This is a genomic window from Pseudomonas sp. GCEP-101 (assembly GCF_025133575.1).
GTDB classification, from domain to species: domain Bacteria; phylum Pseudomonadota; class Gammaproteobacteria; order Pseudomonadales; family Pseudomonadaceae; genus Pseudomonas; species Pseudomonas nitroreducens_B.
This window is the reverse complement of record NZ_CP104011.1, coordinates 6,092,223-6,109,038: the sequence shown is the minus strand read 5'-3', so window position 1 is coordinate 6,109,038 and position 16,816 is coordinate 6,092,223. Positions and strand designations below refer to the sequence as shown.

Below are 16,816 nucleotides of genomic sequence, written 5' to 3'. Positions count from 1 at the left end.
TGTGATGGAAGCCCTGGGCAACGGCCGGGTGGTGCTGGTCACCGGTGCAGCGCATGGCATCGGCCTGGGCGTCGCCGCCTGGCTGGTCGCCGAGGGCTGGCAGGTGGTGCTGGCGGATATCGACCGCGAGCGTGGCCCGAAAGTCGCGGCAGCACTGGGCGAGCGCGCCAGCTTCATCGCACTGGACGTGGCCAGCGAAGGGCAGGTGGCCGCGGCCGTGGCCGAGCTGATCGGCCAGTTCGGTCGCCTCGATGCGCTGGTGAGCAACGCCGCCATCGCCCGGCCGCACAATACGCCGTTGGAAGGGCTTGGCCTGAATGAGTGGAACCGCACCCTGGCGGTGAACCTCACCGGCCCGATGCTGTTGGCCAAGCACTGCGCGCCGTACCTGCGCGCGCACAGTGGTGCCATCGTCAACATCGCCTCCACCCGCGCGCACCAGTCCGAGCCGAATTCCGAAGCCTACGCGGCAAGCAAGGGTGGGCTGCTGTCCTTGACCCATGCCCTGGCCAGCAGCCTGGGCCCGGAGATTCGCGTCAATGCGATTTCCCCCGGCTGGATCGACGCCCGCGACCTGCGCGAGCGCGAGGCCGCGCCGCTGACCGAACTGGACCATGACCAGCACCTGGTCGGCCGCGTCGGCACGGTAGAGGACATCGCCTCGGCGGTGGCCTGGCTGATCGGCGACAGCGCCGGCTTCGTCACGGGCCAGGAGCTGGTGATCGATGGCGGCATGACGCGCAAGATGATCTACCTCGACTGACCGTCGGGCGTGGAAGAGGAGGGCGGCCCTGGGGTCGCCCTTTTTCTTTTCCGGTTGGTCTCTGCAGTAGATCCGTTCGAGTACCGGAGCCCAGTTGTAGGAGCGGGCCTTGCCCGCGATCGCGCGCATGGCGCGCTCCTATAGGTTGACGCAGTGCTTCCCTACCAGTGCACCTGTTCGCCGATCCTTTTTTGAAGAAAATGAAAAAAATTTCAATCAGGGCATTGACTTAGGTTCTGCCGGCTGTAGAATGCGCCCCACTTCGAGACGAAGGGTGATTAGCTCAGCCGGGAGAGCATCTGCCTTACAAGCAGAGGGTCGGCGGTTCGATCCCGTCATCACCCACCACTCTCGCAGTTACGCGCAGCGGTAGTTCAGTCGGTTAGAATACCGGCCTGTCACGCCGGGGGTCGCGGGTTCGAGTCCCGTCCGCTGCGCCATTTCCCCCCTCCTTGGTTCCTAACCCGAACCGGCTTGTCGAGTGATTCACTCCAGGCGCCAGGAGGTTGCTGTACCGGACGAAAGTCCAACCGACACGCAGCGGTAGTTCAGTCGGTTAGAATACCGGCCTGTCACGCCGGGGGTCGCGGGTTCGAGTCCCGTCCGCTGCGCCATATTCGAAAGCCCTCAGGTAGCGATACCTGAGGGCTTTTTCGTTCTCGCCCGAAAAATCCTACTGCTGCGCTGTAAGACGCTGTCACAGCCCGTTCACCTTTGCCGTCTAGCTTTTTCCCCATGGTCTTTGCTAAAACCCGATCAAACGGTCAGGAGAAAAGCCAATGGACGACTATCAGGAAGAACTGCTGGAACAACATGCCGTGGAACAGGATCTGCCGGAGCCGGCCGACGACGCCACGGAGATGTGATCAGGCGCTGTGGCGCTGGGCGCGGCGGAATTCCCCGGGAGTCTGCCCGCTCCAGCGCTTGAAGGCGCGCTGGAAGGCCTCCGCGGAGGCGAAGCCGAGCAGGTAGGCGATCTCGCCGAAGGCCAGGTCCGTGTCGCGGATGTAGATCATCGCCAGGTCGCGGCGGGTATCGTTGAGGATGCTGCGGAACTGCGTACCTTCCTCGGCCAGCTTGCGCCGCAGTGTCCAGGTCGGCAGCTTTAGCCGCGCGGCCACTTCCTCCAGGTCCGGTTCGCGGCCGTTGAGCATCGGGCCCAGCAATTGGGCGACGCGCTCGCGCAGGCTGCGCGTACGGGTCAGCTGCTCCAGTTCCTTTTCGCAGATATCCAGCAATTGCCGCCAGGTACTCGGGCAGTGGTCCGGGTTGGCGCGCGCCAGCGCTGCCTGGTCCAGGCGCAGTTGGTTGTGCTGCGCAGCGAACTCCACCGGGCATCCGAGCAGTTCTTCGAAGCGCGAGGCCCAGGCGGGCGCCGGGTACTCGATCTCGATCTTCTCCGGGCGCAGCGGCTGCGCGCCGATGCTGCCGAGCATGCTGACCCATCCAGCCAGGACCGAGTCCACCACGAAGCGGTTATAGGCGTTGTACGGGCTGATGGAATAGAAGCGCAGCCAGGCGCCGCCGGCATCCTCGATGAAGCTGCTCTGGCCGCGGTAGTTCTGTGCGTACAGCGGCTCGAAGCGGATCAGCGCTCGGGCGGCGGCGCGCAGGTTGGGGGCCTGTGCGGCGGTGACGCCGGCCAGACCGCTCTGGCTCGGCCGGCTCAAGCGCCCCATGCGCAGGCCCAGGGCCGGGTCGCCACTCTGCTGGATGGCCGCGTGGCCCAGGCGCATGTAGCGGGGGATCGACAGGCGCGCGCCGGGTTCGCCCAGGCGCGCCACGTCCAGGCCGTATTGTTCCAGCAGCGGCTGCGGGGCGACGCCGCTTTCCGCCAGCGCGTCGGCGAGGCTGTGAACGAAGCCCACCGAGAGGTCGCCAAGGCGCATCGTCGCGCGGGTCATAGCCAGAGGTTGATCAGGCGCGCGCCGGGGCCGTCAGGCGCCAGGGCATGGCCGTCGCCGTCGACGACCAGGCTGCGGCCGTCGCTGCCCAGGTCCCAGAGGTGCCCCCGCAGGAATACGGTGATACCGGCATGGGCGCCGCTTGCCTTGAGCCGGCCAGCCAGGGCCAGGCGCTCCCAGGCTTCGCCTTCGGAGAGCGCGCCGGGCTTGAGGCTGACGTCGCCGGGCGTGGCGCCGCCGTTGTAGCCCTTCCACGGCTTGCTCCAGCTGCCGTTGCCGGTGAGGAAGGCGGGCACCGCAATGATGTCGGGCTTGTTCGATGCCAGCGCGCTGTAGCTCGCCGGGTACCAGCTGTCGGCGCAGACCAGCACGCCCAGGCGGCCGGCCGGGGTCTGCAGCACTTGCAGATCGTCGGCATCGCCGCCGCGGGTGAAGCCTTGCTCCGCATCGATGGGGAACAGCTTGCGCTGCGGCTTGCCCAGCGGCAGGCCGTCGCTGCCGAAGACCTGGGTGACGTTGTAGAGCCGGCCATTGCCGGTGCGGATCTGCCCCTCGACGATGCGCGGGTTGGGCAGCACGATGGAGCCGGCGACGATGGTCACGCCGAACTCCTTCGCCAGGGAGCCGAACAGCGTCTGGTAGTCGTGGGCCATGTCCACCGCCTTCATGCGGAACAGGGCGTCGGCCATGCGGTCCTCGCCCTTGGCGCCGAGCCAGCCGCGCGCCAGTTTCAGCGGGTTGCTGGCGGCCATCCATTCCATGGCCTCGGTGAGGTGTTCGGTCTGGTAGACCTCGGGCTTCTCGCCGGCGGCCACCAGCCAGGTGCCGATGTGCTCGGGGAATACCACCACGGTGCGCGGGTTGATCAGCCCCTCGTCGCGGGCCTTGGCCAGGTAGGCATGGAACTTCAGGCGCAGGCGCTCGACGCTCTGGTAGTCCTGGGTGAACAGCTCCGGCTGCACGCCCAGCAGGTTGCCGCGCTCGGCCGGCTGGCCCTGGTTGAGCACGACCTGGCTGCGCAGGTCGGACAGGTAGTGGCCCACCGGGCGGCGCTCCGCCCAACCGGCATAGCCGGCGAAGAGGATCACCAGGACGAGGAAGATCAGCTTGCGCATAAAGGACGGGTACTCATGGAATGCACCACAGGGTAGGGGTTGGGCCGGGCGTTGCCAAGCTGGGGTGTCATCTTGGGTCAGTAACTTGTCATTTTCGATCATTGAGCGGCGAGGGTGCGCTCCTTAGAGTCTGCCCCATACCGACCGCGCCCCATGCCCCGCCGTTCCGCGAGCGCAGGCTGAGGGCGCGGCATCATCGTGAATGCCGGAGGAATCATGACCGCCACTTACCCGCACCTGCTCGCACCGCTGGACCTGGGCTTCACCACCCTGCGCAACCGCACCCTGATGGGCTCCATGCACACTGGCCTGGAGGAAAAGCCGCAGGGCTTCGAGCGCATGGCGGCGTACTTCGCCGAGCGCGCCCGTGGTGGCGTCGGCCTGATGGTCACCGGCGGCATCGGCCCGAACGAGGAGGGCGGTGTGTATGCCGGCGCGGCCAAGCTGAGCACCGCCGAGGAAGCCGAGAAGCACAAGATCGTCACCCAGGCGGTGCACGAGGCGGGCGGCAAGATCTGCATGCAGATCCTCCACGCCGGCCGCTATGCCTACAGCCCCAAGTCCGTCGCACCCAGCGCCATCCAGGCGCCGATCAACCCGTTCAAGCCGCGCGAGCTGGATGAAGAGGGCATCGAGAAGCAGATCGCCGACTTCGTCAACTGCTCCAGCCTGGCCCAGGTCGCCGGCTACGACGGCGTCGAGATCATGGGTTCCGAAGGCTACTTCATCAACCAGTTCCTGGTCGCCCACACCAACCACCGCACCGACCGCTGGGGTGGCAGCTACGAGAACCGCATGCGCCTGCCGGTGGAAATCGTCCGCCGCGTGCGCGAGGCCGTGGGCCCGAACTTCATCATCATCTATCGCCTGTCGATGCTCGACCTGGTGGAAGGCGGCAGCACCTGGGACGAGATCGTCCTGCTGGCCAAGGCCATCGAAAAGGCCGGCGCGACGCTGATCAACACCGGCATCGGCTGGCACGAGGCGCGTATCCCGACCATCGCCACCAAGGTGCCGCGCGCGGCCTTCACCAAGGTCACCGCCAAGCTGCGCGGCGAGATCGGTATTCCGCTGATCACCACCAACCGCATCAACACCCCGGAAGTCGCCGAGCAGGTACTGGCCGAAGGCGACGCCGACATGGTGTCGATGGCCCGCCCGTTCCTCGCCGACCCGGACTTCGTCAACAAGGCCGCCGAAGGCCGCGCCGACGAGATCAATACCTGCATCGGCTGCAACCAGGCCTGCCTGGACCACACCTTCGGCGGCAAGCTGACCAGCTGCCTGGTGAACCCGCGCGCCTGCCACGAGACCGAGCTGAACTACATCCCGACCACCCACGTGAAGAAGATCGCCGTGGTCGGCGCCGGCCCCGCCGGCCTGTCCGCTGCCACCGTGGCGGCCGAGCGCGGCCATGACGTCACCCTGTTCGACGCGGCCGGCGAGATCGGCGGGCAGTTCAACGTCGCCAAGCGCGTACCGGGCAAGGAAGAGTTCTACGAGACCCTGCGCTACTTCAAGCGCAAGCTGGAGACCACCGGCGTCGACCTGCGTCTGAACACCCGCGTCAGCGTCGACGACCTGGTCAAGGGCGGCTTCGACGAGATCATCCTGGCCACCGGCATCGTGCCGCGCACGCCGGCCATCCCCGGGATCGACAACGCCAAGGTGATCAGCTACCTGGACGCCATCCTCGAACGCAAGCCGGTCGGCCAGCGCGCGGCGGTGATCGGCGCCGGCGGCATCGGATTCGACGTGTCCGAGTACATCACCCATGCCGGAGAATCCACCAGCCTGGATCGCCATGCCTTCTGGCAAGAGTGGGGCATCGACGAGAAGCTGGAGGCCCGTGGCGGCATCGCCGGCATCCAGGCGCACCCGCACGCCGCGGCACGCCAGGTGTTCCTGTTGCAGCGCAAGAAGTCCAAGGTCGGCGACGGCCTGGGCAAGACCACCGGCTGGATCCACCGCACCGGCCTGAAGAACAAGCAGGTGCAGATGCTCAACAGCGTCGAGTACCTCAAGGTCGACAACGATGGCCTGCACATCAGCATCGCCGGCGGCGAGCCGCAGGTGCTGCCGGTGGATACGGTGATCGTCTGCGCCGGCCAGGAACCGCTGCGCGAGCTGCACGACGGCCTGGTGGCGGCCGGCCAGCGCGTCCACCTGATCGGCGGCGCCGACGTGGCGGCCGAGCTGGACGCCAAGCGCGCCATCAACCAGGGCTCGCGCCTCGCCGCCGAGCTGTAAAGTGAGGCGGCCCATGGCCGGTCCAGCTTCGCGCTGCGTCGGCTGAGGGCTGGATCACAAATCCGGGCCCGGAAAAGTTCCCTTCCGGGCCCGGATATCCTTTCGAAAATCCAACCGCGTCACAGAATTATCCAGCCAGTTAACCGCCCGGCACCACTGCCGGATCGGGTGCCAACCGAGTCACATTGCCTGCGACATTAATTCCCCTAGACTTGCTCGGATGTCGGGATTTTCCCGCCGTCTGGGTGCTGCATTTCTGACAGACCCTTTTCTCAGACTTCCTCCCGCACTAGCCCAGAGGTCAATCGATGAGCATGCAGAAGAAGCCTCAAATGGTGGAAGCCGTGGTCTTCTTCAATGACCGTGGCGTCTGCAGGGAAATGCTCTATCCCGAATTCGAGGCGCTGCTCGACAACGTCGTGCAGATGCCGGAATACGCCGATCAGCAGATGCAACTCGCCTACGTGCTGATCAACCCGCGCCTGCTGGTCAAGGCGGTGGTGTTCTTCTACCTGGATTTCGACGAAAAGGGCGAGGCCGACCGCGGCTGGAACCTGCCGCTACGCAACCTCGCCGACCGCGCCGGGCGCGGCCCCGACATGGGCGCCGGGCCGATCCGCCTGGCATGCCGCAGCCAGTGCCCGGTGTCCTGGCACCAGATGCACCTGTGGGACCCGACCCTGGAGGCCGGGCAGAATCACCTGGTGCAGCTGCGTGAGGCGATCAAGCGCAACAACCTGGGCGTGCTGGTGGAAGAGGAACCGGCCGCCGTGGAACCGGCGCGCCTGCAGATGGCCGACGAGCACCAGTGGTACGCCCCCACCGATGAGTCCCGCGAGGAGGCCGAGAAGCTGGCCCGTGCGCTGCTCGAGGAGCATCAGCAGAAGACTGCCGAACTGCTCGGCCAGCACGAGAGCCGCCTGTCGCAGATCAGCCAGCAGCACGAGCAGGAGCTCAACCGCCTGAAGCTTGGCGCGCAGGAGCAGGTCAAGGTCCTGCAGGCCGAACTCGCTGCGTTGCGCGAGGGCCTGAAGCGCGAGGAAACGATCAACGCCGGCCTGCGTCGAGAGCTGGACGGCCAGGCCAATGGCTTCCAGCGCGGTCGCGAGGAACTGACCGCGCAGCTGCGGCACATCGAACAGAGCGGGCGCGACGAGCTGGAGCAACTGCGCCAGCAGATCGAGGAAGAAGCCCGCACCCGCATGGCCAGCCTGGAGGCGCGCTACAAGGAGCAGATCGCCGTCCGTGACGTCGAGCTGGGCTACCGCAACGAGCTGGACCAGCAACTGCAGCAGGAAAACCAGCAACTGCGCCAGGAGGCCGCGCATTTGCGCGAGGAAACCGCGCAGCTGCGCCAACTGGCTGCGCAACTGCAGCAGAGCGCCGAAGGGTTGCGCCTGGAACTGGATGCCCTGGCCGCCAAGGCAGCCGACGGCTCGGTGCTGGAGCGCCTGGCCGGGATGGGAGTGATCTTCGTGGTGTACCATCCCGGCGCCGGTCATCTGACCCTGTCGCTGCAGGATGTCGCCCGTTACCAGGAAAACCCCATGGCCTTCGCTGCCGCCAAGTGCTTCGTCGCCGAAGACCAGTACCGCAGCTGGCTTGCCCACTACCAGCAACCCGCCTGCGAAGGACGTCTGTCCAACGGCGAGCGCTGCGCCATGCCCATCGACCGGGTGGAGACCCCCGGCCGCTTCGTCGAGGGCGACAGCAACTGCTGCTCCCGGCACAAGACCGCCGGCCGACTGCGCAGCGTCACCACCGGCTGACCGGGGCGCCTTGCAGTTTCCCGACTGGCGCCCCGACGCACCGCTGCACCGCCTTCACCTGGAATGGCTCGACCGCGCCGGCGTCGAGCTGGCGCTGTTGCGCCTGGACCAGGTGGATGCGCTCGTTTCGGGCAACAAGTGGTTCAAGCTCGCGCCCTACCTCCGACAGGCCGCCGATCTTGGGCTGAAGGGCGTGATGACCCTGGGCGGCGCCCATTCCAATCACCTTCACGCGGTGGCGGCTGCCGGCGCGCGGTTCGGCTTCGAAACCGTCGGCTTGCTGCGCGGGGACGAACAGGACAACCCCACGATCCGCGACCTGCGTCAGTTCGGTATGCACCTCCACTGGCTCGGCTATGGCGGCTATCGCCGGCGTCATGACGCCGATTTCTGGGAGCCCTGGCGCGCGCGCTATCCCCGCCTGCTGGCGGTCGGCGAGGGCGGCGGCGGGTTGCCCGGCGCGCGGGGCTGCTCGTCGTTGGTGGCGCAGGTTCGCCAGCGGCTCGGCGATCTCGGCTGGGGCGATTACCAGCAGCTCTGGGTCGCCTGCGGCACCGGCACGACCCTGGCCGGCCTGGTGCTGGGCGAGCGCGGTGCGCATCCGGTGATCGGCGCCCTGGCGGTGCCGCCCGGGCACGGCGTCGAATCCCAGGTGCCTGAGCTGTTGCACGAAGCCGGTGTCGCCGACGCCGGTTATCGCCTGATCGACGCCAGCCGTGGCGGCTTCGCCAGGGTCGACGCGACGCTGGCGCGTTTCATCCTCGCCACCGAGGCCGCGGGCGGCGTGCCGCTGGAGCCGTTGTACACCGGCAAGCTACTGCTCGCGCTGCACGATGAAGTCGCCGCCGGACGCCTGGCGCGCGGTACGCGCATCGTCGCGATCCACAGCGGCGGCTTGCAGGGGCGTCGGGCCCTGGGCGCTCGGCTCAAGGCGTTGGCCGCTCAGCGCGAATAGCCGCTGTGCACCCGCGGCCAGCGGTCACCTACCAGGAACAGGCGCTCCTGCTCGCGCCAGCGCCCCGCGTGGAACTCCATCCGCACCAGCATCTGCGGGAAGCCGTCTTCGGGCAGTTGCGCCAGCCAGGTGGCGAAGCGTTCCGCGCTCCAGCTGTCGTCTTCGGCGGCGGGAGACAGCCAACCCTTGCGTGACAGAACTTGCCAGCCCTGCGGCTGCAGTGCCTGGTAGGCCGGCCAGGCGCGCCGGTGCAGCCAGCGGCCACGCTGGTGGTTGTCGCTGGCGCCGGCGGGCGGTGGGCAGGCGGTGGGCCAGGCGTAAAAGAGGTAGCCGCCCAGCCAGAGGCCGGGTGAGGGCAGCGCCGCGCTGTGCTCGCGCACCACGGCGAGGCCTTCGGCGGTGGAGGAGAGCGGCAACTGGTGCTGGTAGAAATGTTCGATCTTGCGCAGCAGATGGTCCTCGGCGCCCGGGCCGAGCCAGGAGTCGGGGCCGTCCTCGCTGGGGCCGAGGTAGAGCTTGATGGCCAGTTCCAGGTGATGCAGCCCGTCGTCGTCCTCCAGCAGCAGGTCCAGTTCGCCCAGGGTCTGGCCCTTGTCGCGCACCGGCAGGTTGGCCGCCAGCAGGCGCAGGTCCGGTGCGCGCTGCAGGGCGTATTGCCAGAGGCGTTCGTAATAGCGGCCCAGGCGCTGGTGCGGGGCGGATTCGAGCTCGGCCAGCAACTCGCCGGGAGAATGCTCCTGGGCGCGCAGCCAATCGGCCAGCAGCGACGGCTGCGCGTACCAGCGGCTGGCGGTCAGCGGATGGCGCAGCGCGGGGCTCCCAGGTTGCAGCAGGGGCGGGGAGAGCAGCGTCCAGGCAAGGTCGCGAACCTGCGGCTGGCGCAGGTCGATCAGCAGTTCATCGAGCAGGGCGGTGAAGTCGGTCATGGGTGAATCCTAGCCGGTGCCCGGCGGTTGCGGTGACGCTGCGGTTTGCCGCTGCTTCGGCCTTTCGCCCATAATTCCGACATTCGAGCACCCGCAACGCCGTCCGGAGTCCCATGGAACCCTTTCGCAATATCGGCATCATCGGCCGCCTGGGCAGTACCCAGGTCCTGGAAACCATCCGTCGGCTGAAGAAATTCCTCACCGAGCGCCACCTGCACGTCATCCTCGAGGACACCATCGCCGAGGTCCTGCCGGGCCATGGCCTGCAGACCTGTTCGCGAAAGATCATGGGCGAGATCTGCGACCTGGTGATCGTGGTCGGCGGCGACGGCAGCATGCTCGGCGCGGCCCGCGCGCTGGCTCGGCACAAGGTGCCGGTGCTGGGGATCAACCGCGGCAGCCTGGGCTTCCTGACCGACATCCGCCCCGACGAGCTGGAGACGAAAGTCGCCGAAGTGCTCGGTGGCCAGTACATCGTCGAGAGCCGCTTCCTGCTCGATGCGCTGGTACGCCGCCACGGCGAATCCATCGGCCAGGGTGACGCGCTGAACGATGTGGTGCTGCACCCCGGCAAGTCCACGCGGATGATCGAGTTCGAGCTGTACATCGACGGCCAGTTCGTCTGCAGCCAGAAGGCCGACGGCCTGATCGTCGCCACCCCGACCGGCTCCACCGCCTACGCGCTGTCCGCCGGCGGGCCGATCATGCATCCCAAGCTGGACGCCATCGTGGTGGTGCCGATGTACCCGCACATGCTGTCGAGCCGGCCCATCGTGGTCGACGGCAACAGCGAGCTGAAGATCGTCGTCTCGCCGAACATGCAGATCTACCCGCAGGTGTCCTGCGACGGCCAGAACCACTTCACCTGCGCGCCGGGCGATACCGTCACGGTGAGCAAGAAGCCGCAGAAGCTGCGCCTGATCCACCCCATCGACCACAACTACTACGAGGTCTGCCGGACCAAGCTGGGCTGGGGCAGCCGCCTCGGGAGCAGCGAGTGATGGAACTCGACCCCGCACGCGGCTATGACCTGATCGGCGACATCCACGGCTGCGCGCACACCCTCGACCACCTGCTGGAACGCCTGGGCTATCGCTCCCAGGGCGGAGTGTGGCGGCATCCGCGGCGCCAGGCGCTGTTCCTGGGCGACATCATCGACCGTGGCCCGCGCATCCGCGAGGCGCTGCACCGCGTGCACGACATGGTCGCCGCCGGCGAGGCGCTGTGCATCATGGGCAACCATGAGTTCAACGCCCTCGGCTGGTCGACGCCTGCCGCGCCGGGCAGCGGTCGCCAGTACGTGCGCGAGCACACGCCGCGCCACGCCCGGCTGATCAAGGAGACGCTGGATCAGTTCGAAGGCCACCCGGCGGACTGGCGCGACTTCCTCGGCTGGTTCCAGGAGTTGCCGCTGTTCATCGATGCCGGGCACTTCCGCATGGTCCACGCCTGCTGGGACCACGACGTGATCGATGCACTGCGCCGGCAATTCCCCGACGGTCGCATCGACGAAGGCTTCCTCAAGGCCACCGCCGAGCCGGGCAGCTTTGCCCAGCAAGCCTGCGACCGCCTGTTGCGCGGCACCGACATGCGTCTGCCCAATGGGCTGACCCTGACCGGCAGCGACGGCTTCACCCGCGCCTTCTTCCGCACCAAGTTCTGGGAAGAGGACCGCGCGCCGGAGACCTACGGCGATATCGTGTTCCAGCCCGATGCGCTGCCCGACGAAGTGGCCAGCGAACGCCTGAGCGACGAGCAGAAGTCGCGGCTGCTGACCTACGGCGCCGACGAGCCGCTGCTGTTCGTCGGCCATTACTGGCGCCGCGGCACCCCGGCGCCGATCCGCCCGAACCTCGCCTGCCTGGACTACAGCGCGGTGATGTACGGCAAGCTCGTGGCCTATCGGCTGGACGATGAAACGCGGTTGGACCGCAACAAGTTCGTGTGGGTGGATGTGAAGCGTCCGGAGGGCGACGAGTGAGCGCGATCGAAGCGATGCGGCTGCCGGCGGCGGTGGACCTGGGGCAGTTCGTCACCCTGTTGCAGCGGCTGAACGTGCCCTTTCGGGTCAGCGAGGAATCCGGCGAGCAGGTGCTCTGGGTGCCCAGCGCGCAATTGGCGGAGCAGGTCCGCACGCTCTACGAGCGTTATCCGCAGGGCGACCCGCAGTTCACCCTGCAGGCCGAGCCGCAGCGCCGGGGGCCGGGCTTCGTCCAGCAGTTGAAGATGAGCCGGATGACCGCGGCGGTGCTGCTGGTGACCTTCGTGGTGGCCGCGATCACCCTACTCGGTACGTCGCCGGAGACGCTGCGCTGGTTCACCTTCCAGAATTTCCAGCTGGTCGGCGAGGACCGCGCGCTGTTCCAGCCGTTGTCCGATTCGCTGGCGCAGGGGCAGTGGTGGCGGTTGTTCACGCCGATGTTGATCCACTTCGGCTGGCTGCACCTGGCGATGAACGCCATGTGGTACTGGGAGCTGGGCCGGCGCATCGAATACCGCCAGGGCGCCTGGATGCTGCTGGGGCTGAGCCTGGGCTTCGGCCTGGTGTCGAACCTGGTGCAGTACAGCTGGAGCGGGCCGAGCCTGTTCGGCGGCCTGTCCGGCGTGCTCTACGGCTTGCTGGGCCACTGCTGGATCTTTCAGCGCATGGCGCCGACCCCAGCCTACCACCTGCCCAAGGGCGTGGTGGGGATGATGCTGATCTGGCTGCTGGTGTGCCTGTCGGGCGTGATCGACCTGCTCGGCTTCGGCTCCATCGCCAACGGCGCCCATGTCGGCGGGCTGGTGGCGGGTTGCCTGAGCGGCCTGGTCGGCGGGTGGCTGGCGCGGCGTCGCGTGGCCTGAACCTGTAGGAGCGAGCTTGCTCGCGAACCGCCCAGCGCCGCAGCGTCCGGCGAGCTTGTTCGCGAGCAAGCTCGCTCCTACAGGGAGGCGGCTGTGGAACCGATTGACCGCCGTTCGTGCGCGCCGGGCGTTCGCCCGGTAGAATGCCGGCTTCGTTTTCCCCAGCAGGAGCCGGCCCATGTCGTCCTTCGCCGAAATGATCCAGAACATCACCCCCGAGATCTACGAGAGCCTCAAGCTGGCCGTGGAAATCGGCAAGTGGCCCGACGGCCGCAAGCTGTCCCAGGAGCAGAAGGAGCTGTCGCTGCAGGCCATGATCGCCTGGGAGATCGACAACCTCCCCGAGGACCAGCGCACCGGCTACATGGGCCCGCAGGAATGCCAGTCCCACGCCGAGCCGATCCCGAACATCCTCTTCTCCTCCAATTCGCTGCACTGATGCAGGAACTTGGACGCGGCGCCCTGGACAAGATGTCGGCGCGCCTTGAAAGCCCCGTGCAATACGCCTTCCGCCTGGGTGATGCGCAGGTCCCGGTCAACCCGCTGATCGGCAAGACGGTGCGCCTGGAATACCTGGGCTCGATCTTCTGCAGCCACTGCGGGCGGCAGACGAAAAAGAGCTTCGCCCAGGGCTACTGCTACCCGTGCTTCACCAAGCTGGCGCAATGCGACAGCTGCATCATGAGCCCGGAGAAGTGCCACTTCGAGGAAGGCTCCTGCCGCGAGCCGGAGTGGGGCGAGCGCTTCTGCATGACCGATCACGTGGTGTACCTGGCCAATTCCTCGGGAGCGAAGGTGGGGATTACCCGCGCCACCCAGGTGCCGACCCGCTGGATCGACCAGGGCGCACGCCAGGCGCTGCCGATCATGCGCGTGGCGACCCGCCAGCAGTCCGGCTTCGTCGAGGACCTGCTGCGCAGCCAGGTCACCGACCGCACCAACTGGCGCGCGCTGCTCAAGGGCGAGGCCGAGCCGCTGGACCTGGTGGCGCTGCGCGAGCAGATCTTCGACGCCTGCGCCGAGGGCATCGTCGCGCTGCAGCAGCGCTTCGGCCTGCAGGCGATCCAGCCGGTGATCGACATGGACCCCATCGAGATCAGCTATCCGGTGGAGGCCTACCTGGCCAAGATCACCAGCTTCGATCTGGACAAGACGCCGGTGGTCGAGGGTACCCTGCAGGGTATCAAGGGCCAGTACCTGATCTTCGATACCGGCGTGATCAACGTGCGCAAGTTTACTGCGTACCAGCTTGCCATCAGCGCCTGAGAATCTGTTTACGATCTGCTGCGCGTCGGCCGTAGGGCGTTGAAAAGCGCCCTCAGATGCTCATTTACAGCACGTAAACTCCGCTCTTCGGGCACTTTTCGCCTACTACGGCTCTAGCTCGCAAGATCGTAAACAGGTTCTATCGACGCGGCATTGAATTTCCGGCCCAGGGCTCGCATCTAGAGAAGGACGCATCCACGGATAGATGCGTCCTGCGACTCGCCCGCGCCGTTCCCAATCGCTAGAGTCAGTATTCCTCCGGCCGGCCCATCCTGCCTGCCGCCTTCCAAGGGGCCAAAAGCCATGCGTACCGAGCAACCGAAAGTCATCTACCTCAAGGATTATCAGGCGCCCGAGTACCTGATCGACGAGACCAACCTGACCTTCGAGCTGTACGAGGACCACACCCTGGTCCACGCCCAGCTGGTGATGCGCCGCAACCCCGAGCGCGGCGACGGCCTGCCGCCGCTGGTGCTCGACGGACAGCAGCTGGAGCTGCTGTCGGTGGCCCTGGATGACCAGGCCCTCGAAGCCGGCCAGTACCAGCTCGATGAGAACCACCTGACCCTGCAGCCGACCGCGAACACCTTCACCGTCGACAGCACGGTGCGCATCCACCCGGAAAGCAACACCGCGCTGGAAGGCCTGTACAAGTCCGGCAAGATGTTCTGCACCCAGTGCGAGGCCGAAGGCTTCCGCAAGATCACCTATTACCTCGATCGTCCGGACGTGATGAGCAGCTTCACCACCACGCTTTCGGCCGAGCAGCACAAGTACCCGGTGCTGCTGTCCAACGGCAACCCGGTGGCCAGCGGTTCGGAAGAGGGCGGGCGCCACTGGGCGACCTGGCAGGACCCGTTCAAGAAGCCGGCCTACCTGTTCGCCCTGGTCGCCGGTGATCTCTGGTGCGTGGAAGACCAGTTCACCACCATGAGCGAGCGCGACGTCACCCTGCGCATCTATGTCGAGCCGGAAAACATCGACAAGGTCCAGCACGCCATGGACAGCCTGAAGAACTCTATGCGCTGGGACGAGAAGGTCTACGGCCGCGAGTACGACCTGGACATCTTCATGATCGTCGCGGTGAACGACTTCAACATGGGCGCCATGGAGAACAAGGGCCTCAACATCTTCAACTCCAGCTGCGTGCTGGCCAAGGCCGAGACCGCGACCGACGCCGCGCACCAGCGGGTCGAAGGCGTGGTGGCCCACGAGTACTTCCACAACTGGTCGGGCAACCGCGTGACCTGCCGCGACTGGTTCCAGCTGTCGCTCAAGGAAGGCTTCACGGTGTTCCGCGACAGCGAGTTCTCCGCCGACATGAACTCGCGCACCGTCAAGCGCGTCGAGGACGTGGCCTTCCTGCGCACCAACCAATTCGCCGAGGACGCCGGCCCCATGGCGCACCCGGTGCGCCCGGATTCCTTCATCGAGATTTCCAACTTCTACACCCTGACCGTCTACGAGAAGGGTTCGGAAGTGGTCCGCATGATCCACACCCTGCTGGGCGCCGACGGCTTCCGCAAGGGCACCGACCTGTACTTCGAGCGCCATGACGGCCAGGCCGTGACCTGCGACGATTTCGTCAAGGCCATGGAAGACGCCAACGGCGTCGACCTCACCCAGTTCAAGCGCTGGTACAGCCAGTCCGGCACCCCGCGCCTGGCGGTGGAGGAGCGCTTCGACGCCGCCGCGCAGAGCTACACCCTGACCTTCCGCCAGAGCTGCCCGGCCACCCCGGGGCAGAGCGAGAAGCTGCCGTTCGTCATCCCGGTGCAGATGGGCCTGATCGACAAGCTGGGCAACGCGCTGCCGCTGCGCCTGCAGGGCGAAGAGCACGCCCACGGCAGCGACCGCGTACTGCAGGTCACCGAGGCGGAGCAGTCGTTCACCTTCGTCGGCCTGGCCGAGAAGCCTCTGCCCTCGCTGCTGCGCGGTTTCTCCGCGCCGGTGAAGCTGAGCTTCCCGTATGACCGCGACCAGCTGATGTTCCTCATGCAGCACGACGAGGATGGCTTCAACCGCTGGGAAGCCGGCCAGCAGCTGTCCGTGCAGGTCCTCCAGGAGCTGATCGGCCAGCACCAGCGCGGCGAGAAGCTGGCGCTCGACGAGCGCCTGATCTCCGCTTTCCGCACCCTGTTGCTGGATACCGGGCTGGACCAGGCCATGGTCGCCGAGATGCTCTCGCTGCCCAGCGAGGCGTACCTCACCGAGATCAGCGACGTGGCGGATGTCGAGGCCATCCACGCCGCCCGCGAATTCGCCCGCCAGCAGATCGGCGCGGCGCTGCACGAGCAGCTGTGGGCGCGTTATCAGGCCAACCGCAAGCAATCCCGCGAGACCGCCTACGTTGCCGAGGCCACTCACATTGCGCGCCGCAGCCTGCAGAACATCGCGCTGTCCTACCTGATGCAGAGCGGCAAGGCCGAGGTGCTCGCGGCCTGCCAGGAGCAGTACAAGGATTGCGACAACATGACCGAGCGCCTGACCGCGCTGGCCGTGCTGGTCAATTCCTCGTTCGAGAAGGAGAAGGCCGAGGCGCTGGCGATGTTCGCCGACTACTTCAAGGACGACCCGCTGGTGATGGACCAGTGGTTCAGCGTCCAGGCCGGCTGCACCCTGCCGGGCGGGCTGGAGCGGGTGCAGGCGCTGATGAGCCACCCGGCCTTCACGCTGAAGAACCCGAACAAGATCCGCGCGCTGATCGGCGCCTTCGCCAACCAGAACGCGGTGAACTTCCACCGCGCCGATGGCGCCGGCTACCGCTTCCTGGCCGACCAGATCATCACCCTCAACGCGCTCAACCCGCAGATCGCTTCGCGCCTGCTGACGCCGCTGACCCGCTGGCGCAAGTACGCGCCGGCGCGCCAGGCGCTGATGAAGGCCGAGCTGGAACGCATCCTGGCGTCCGGCGAGCTGTCCAGCGATGTATACGAAGTGGTCAGCAAGAGCCTCGCCTAACGCACCCGCCGCGCCCCGTCCCCGGGGCGCCTGCCACTGTCGAAAAGGTGTTACCAGCGCTGG

The 16,816-nt window shown here is 66.9% G+C and carries 13 protein-coding genes and 3 tRNA genes; 13 read left to right on the top strand and 3 right to left on the bottom strand.

Annotated elements, in window-relative coordinates; genetic code table 11:
* Nucleotides 1-4 precede the first annotated feature (4 nt).
* The 4 genes from N0B71_RS27545 (at nt 5) to N0B71_RS27530 (ending at nt 1,377) form a co-directional block, all read left to right on the top strand.
* On the top strand, nt 5-763 hold the full coding sequence (locus tag N0B71_RS27545) for an SDR family oxidoreductase (RefSeq protein ID WP_259756264.1): 759 nt from the start codon (nt 5-7) through the stop codon (nt 761-763).
* 272 nt (nt 764-1,035) lie between these two features.
* Nucleotides 1,036-1,111, top strand: a tRNA-Val gene (locus N0B71_RS27540).
* 15 nt (nt 1,112-1,126) lie between these two features.
* Nucleotides 1,127-1,203, top strand: a tRNA-Asp gene (locus N0B71_RS27535).
* 97 nt (nt 1,204-1,300) lie between these two features.
* Nucleotides 1,301-1,377, top strand: a tRNA-Asp gene (locus N0B71_RS27530).
* Between the two features lie 252 nt (nt 1,378-1,629).
* Here N0B71_RS27530 and N0B71_RS27525 read toward each other — a convergent pair.
* Both N0B71_RS27525 and N0B71_RS27520 read right to left on the bottom strand, forming a co-directional pair.
* Nucleotides 1,630-2,667 carry an AraC family transcriptional regulator gene (locus tag N0B71_RS27525; protein WP_259756263.1) on the bottom strand — a complete coding sequence of 346 codons (1,038 nt, stop codon included), beginning with the start codon at nt 2,665-2,667 and terminating at the stop codon, nt 1,630-1,632.
* Nucleotides 2,664-3,782, bottom strand: coding sequence for a carbon-nitrogen hydrolase family protein (locus N0B71_RS27520; protein WP_259756261.1), 1,119 nt, complete (start codon nt 3,780-3,782; stop codon nt 2,664-2,666). The genes N0B71_RS27525 and N0B71_RS27520 overlap by 4 nt, the downstream gene beginning before the upstream one ends.
* Nucleotides 3,783-3,998: 216 nt before the next feature.
* Between N0B71_RS27520 and N0B71_RS27515 the strand changes: the two genes are divergently transcribed.
* The 3 genes from N0B71_RS27515 to N0B71_RS27505 all read left to right on the top strand — a co-directional run bounded on the left by N0B71_RS27515 (nt 3,999) and on the right by N0B71_RS27505 (nt 8,756).
* Nucleotides 3,999-6,032: an NADPH-dependent 2,4-dienoyl-CoA reductase gene (locus N0B71_RS27515; RefSeq protein WP_259756260.1), complete on the top strand. Its 2,034-nt coding sequence runs from the start codon at nt 3,999-4,001 to the stop codon at nt 6,030-6,032.
* A 308-nt stretch (nt 6,033-6,340) separates the two neighbouring features.
* Complete coding sequence (locus tag N0B71_RS27510; RefSeq protein WP_259756259.1) at nt 6,341-7,801, top strand: chromosome partitioning protein ParA; 1,461 nt, start codon at nt 6,341-6,343, stop codon at nt 7,799-7,801.
* Between the two features lie 10 nt (nt 7,802-7,811).
* Nucleotides 7,812-8,756 (top strand): 1-aminocyclopropane-1-carboxylate deaminase/D-cysteine desulfhydrase, encoded by a 945-nt coding sequence (locus N0B71_RS27505; protein WP_442964636.1) that lies wholly within the window; start codon nt 7,812-7,814, stop codon nt 8,754-8,756.
* Here N0B71_RS27505 and N0B71_RS27500 read toward each other — a convergent pair.
* A complete protein-coding gene (locus N0B71_RS27500) occupies nt 8,744-9,682 on the bottom strand; it encodes a DUF1853 family protein (protein WP_259756258.1) in 939 nt (312 codons plus the stop codon). The two genes, N0B71_RS27505 and N0B71_RS27500, sit on opposite strands and share 13 nt — an antisense overlap.
* 113 nt (nt 9,683-9,795) lie before the next feature.
* Here N0B71_RS27500 and N0B71_RS27495 point away from each other — a divergent pair, with 113 nt between their 5' ends.
* The 6 genes from N0B71_RS27495 to pepN all read left to right on the top strand — a co-directional run bounded on the left by N0B71_RS27495 (nt 9,796) and on the right by pepN (nt 16,753).
* On the top strand, nt 9,796-10,683 hold the full coding sequence (locus tag N0B71_RS27495) for an NAD(+) kinase (RefSeq protein WP_017519352.1): 888 nt from the start codon (nt 9,796-9,798) through the stop codon (nt 10,681-10,683).
* Complete coding sequence (locus tag N0B71_RS27490) at nt 10,683-11,663, top strand: metallophosphoesterase (RefSeq protein WP_259756256.1); 981 nt, start codon at nt 10,683-10,685, stop codon at nt 11,661-11,663. Before N0B71_RS27495 ends, N0B71_RS27490 begins: the two co-directional genes overlap by 1 nt.
* Before the next feature lie 14 nt (nt 11,664-11,677).
* Nucleotides 11,678-12,526, top strand: coding sequence for a rhomboid family intramembrane serine protease (locus N0B71_RS27485; RefSeq protein ID WP_442964697.1), 849 nt, complete (start codon nt 11,678-11,680; stop codon nt 12,524-12,526).
* 178 nt (nt 12,527-12,704) lie between these two features.
* Entirely contained in the window at nt 12,705-12,965 is a 261-nt protein-coding gene (locus N0B71_RS27480) for a YeaC family protein (RefSeq protein ID WP_259756253.1), read from the top strand.
* Nucleotides 12,965-13,792 (top strand): DUF2797 domain-containing protein, encoded by an 828-nt coding sequence (locus N0B71_RS27475; protein WP_259756252.1) that lies wholly within the window; start codon nt 12,965-12,967, stop codon nt 13,790-13,792. Before N0B71_RS27480 ends, N0B71_RS27475 begins: the two co-directional genes overlap by 1 nt.
* A gap of 303 nt (nt 13,793-14,095) precedes the next feature.
* Complete coding sequence (pepN, locus tag N0B71_RS27470) at nt 14,096-16,753, top strand: aminopeptidase N (protein ID WP_259756251.1); 2,658 nt, start codon at nt 14,096-14,098, stop codon at nt 16,751-16,753.
* Nucleotides 16,754-16,816: the final 63 nt, after the last annotated feature.

Bases quoted from the DNA above. Each gene is read 5' to 3' on its own strand.
- N0B71_RS27515 (WP_259756260.1), top strand. From the start codon at position 3,999: ATGACCGCCACTTACCCGCACCTGCTCGCACCGCTGGACCTGGGCTTC.
- N0B71_RS27510 (WP_259756259.1), top strand. From the start codon at position 6,341: ATGAGCATGCAGAAGAAGCCTCAAATGGTGGAAGCCGTGGTCTTCTTC.
- N0B71_RS27520 (WP_259756261.1), bottom strand. From the start codon at position 3,782: ATGCGCAAGCTGATCTTCCTCGTCCTGGTGATCCTCTTCGCCGGCTAT.
- N0B71_RS27480 (WP_259756253.1), top strand. From the start codon at position 12,705: ATGTCGTCCTTCGCCGAAATGATCCAGAACATCACCCCCGAGATCTAC.
- N0B71_RS27485 (WP_442964697.1), top strand. From the start codon at position 11,678: ATGCGGCTGCCGGCGGCGGTGGACCTGGGGCAGTTCGTCACCCTGTTG.
- N0B71_RS27475 (WP_259756252.1), top strand. From the start codon at position 12,965: ATGCAGGAACTTGGACGCGGCGCCCTGGACAAGATGTCGGCGCGCCTT.
- N0B71_RS27500 (WP_259756258.1), bottom strand. From the start codon at position 9,682: ATGACCGACTTCACCGCCCTGCTCGATGAACTGCTGATCGACCTGCGC.
- pepN (WP_259756251.1), top strand. From the start codon at position 14,096: ATGCGTACCGAGCAACCGAAAGTCATCTACCTCAAGGATTATCAGGCG.
- N0B71_RS27525 (WP_259756263.1), bottom strand. From the start codon at position 2,667: ATGACCCGCGCGACGATGCGCCTTGGCGACCTCTCGGTGGGCTTCGTT.
- N0B71_RS27490 (WP_259756256.1), top strand. From the start codon at position 10,683: ATGGAACTCGACCCCGCACGCGGCTATGACCTGATCGGCGACATCCAC.
- N0B71_RS27495 (WP_017519352.1), top strand. From the start codon at position 9,796: ATGGAACCCTTTCGCAATATCGGCATCATCGGCCGCCTGGGCAGTACC.
- N0B71_RS27545 (WP_259756264.1), top strand. From the start codon at position 5: ATGGAAGCCCTGGGCAACGGCCGGGTGGTGCTGGTCACCGGTGCAGCG.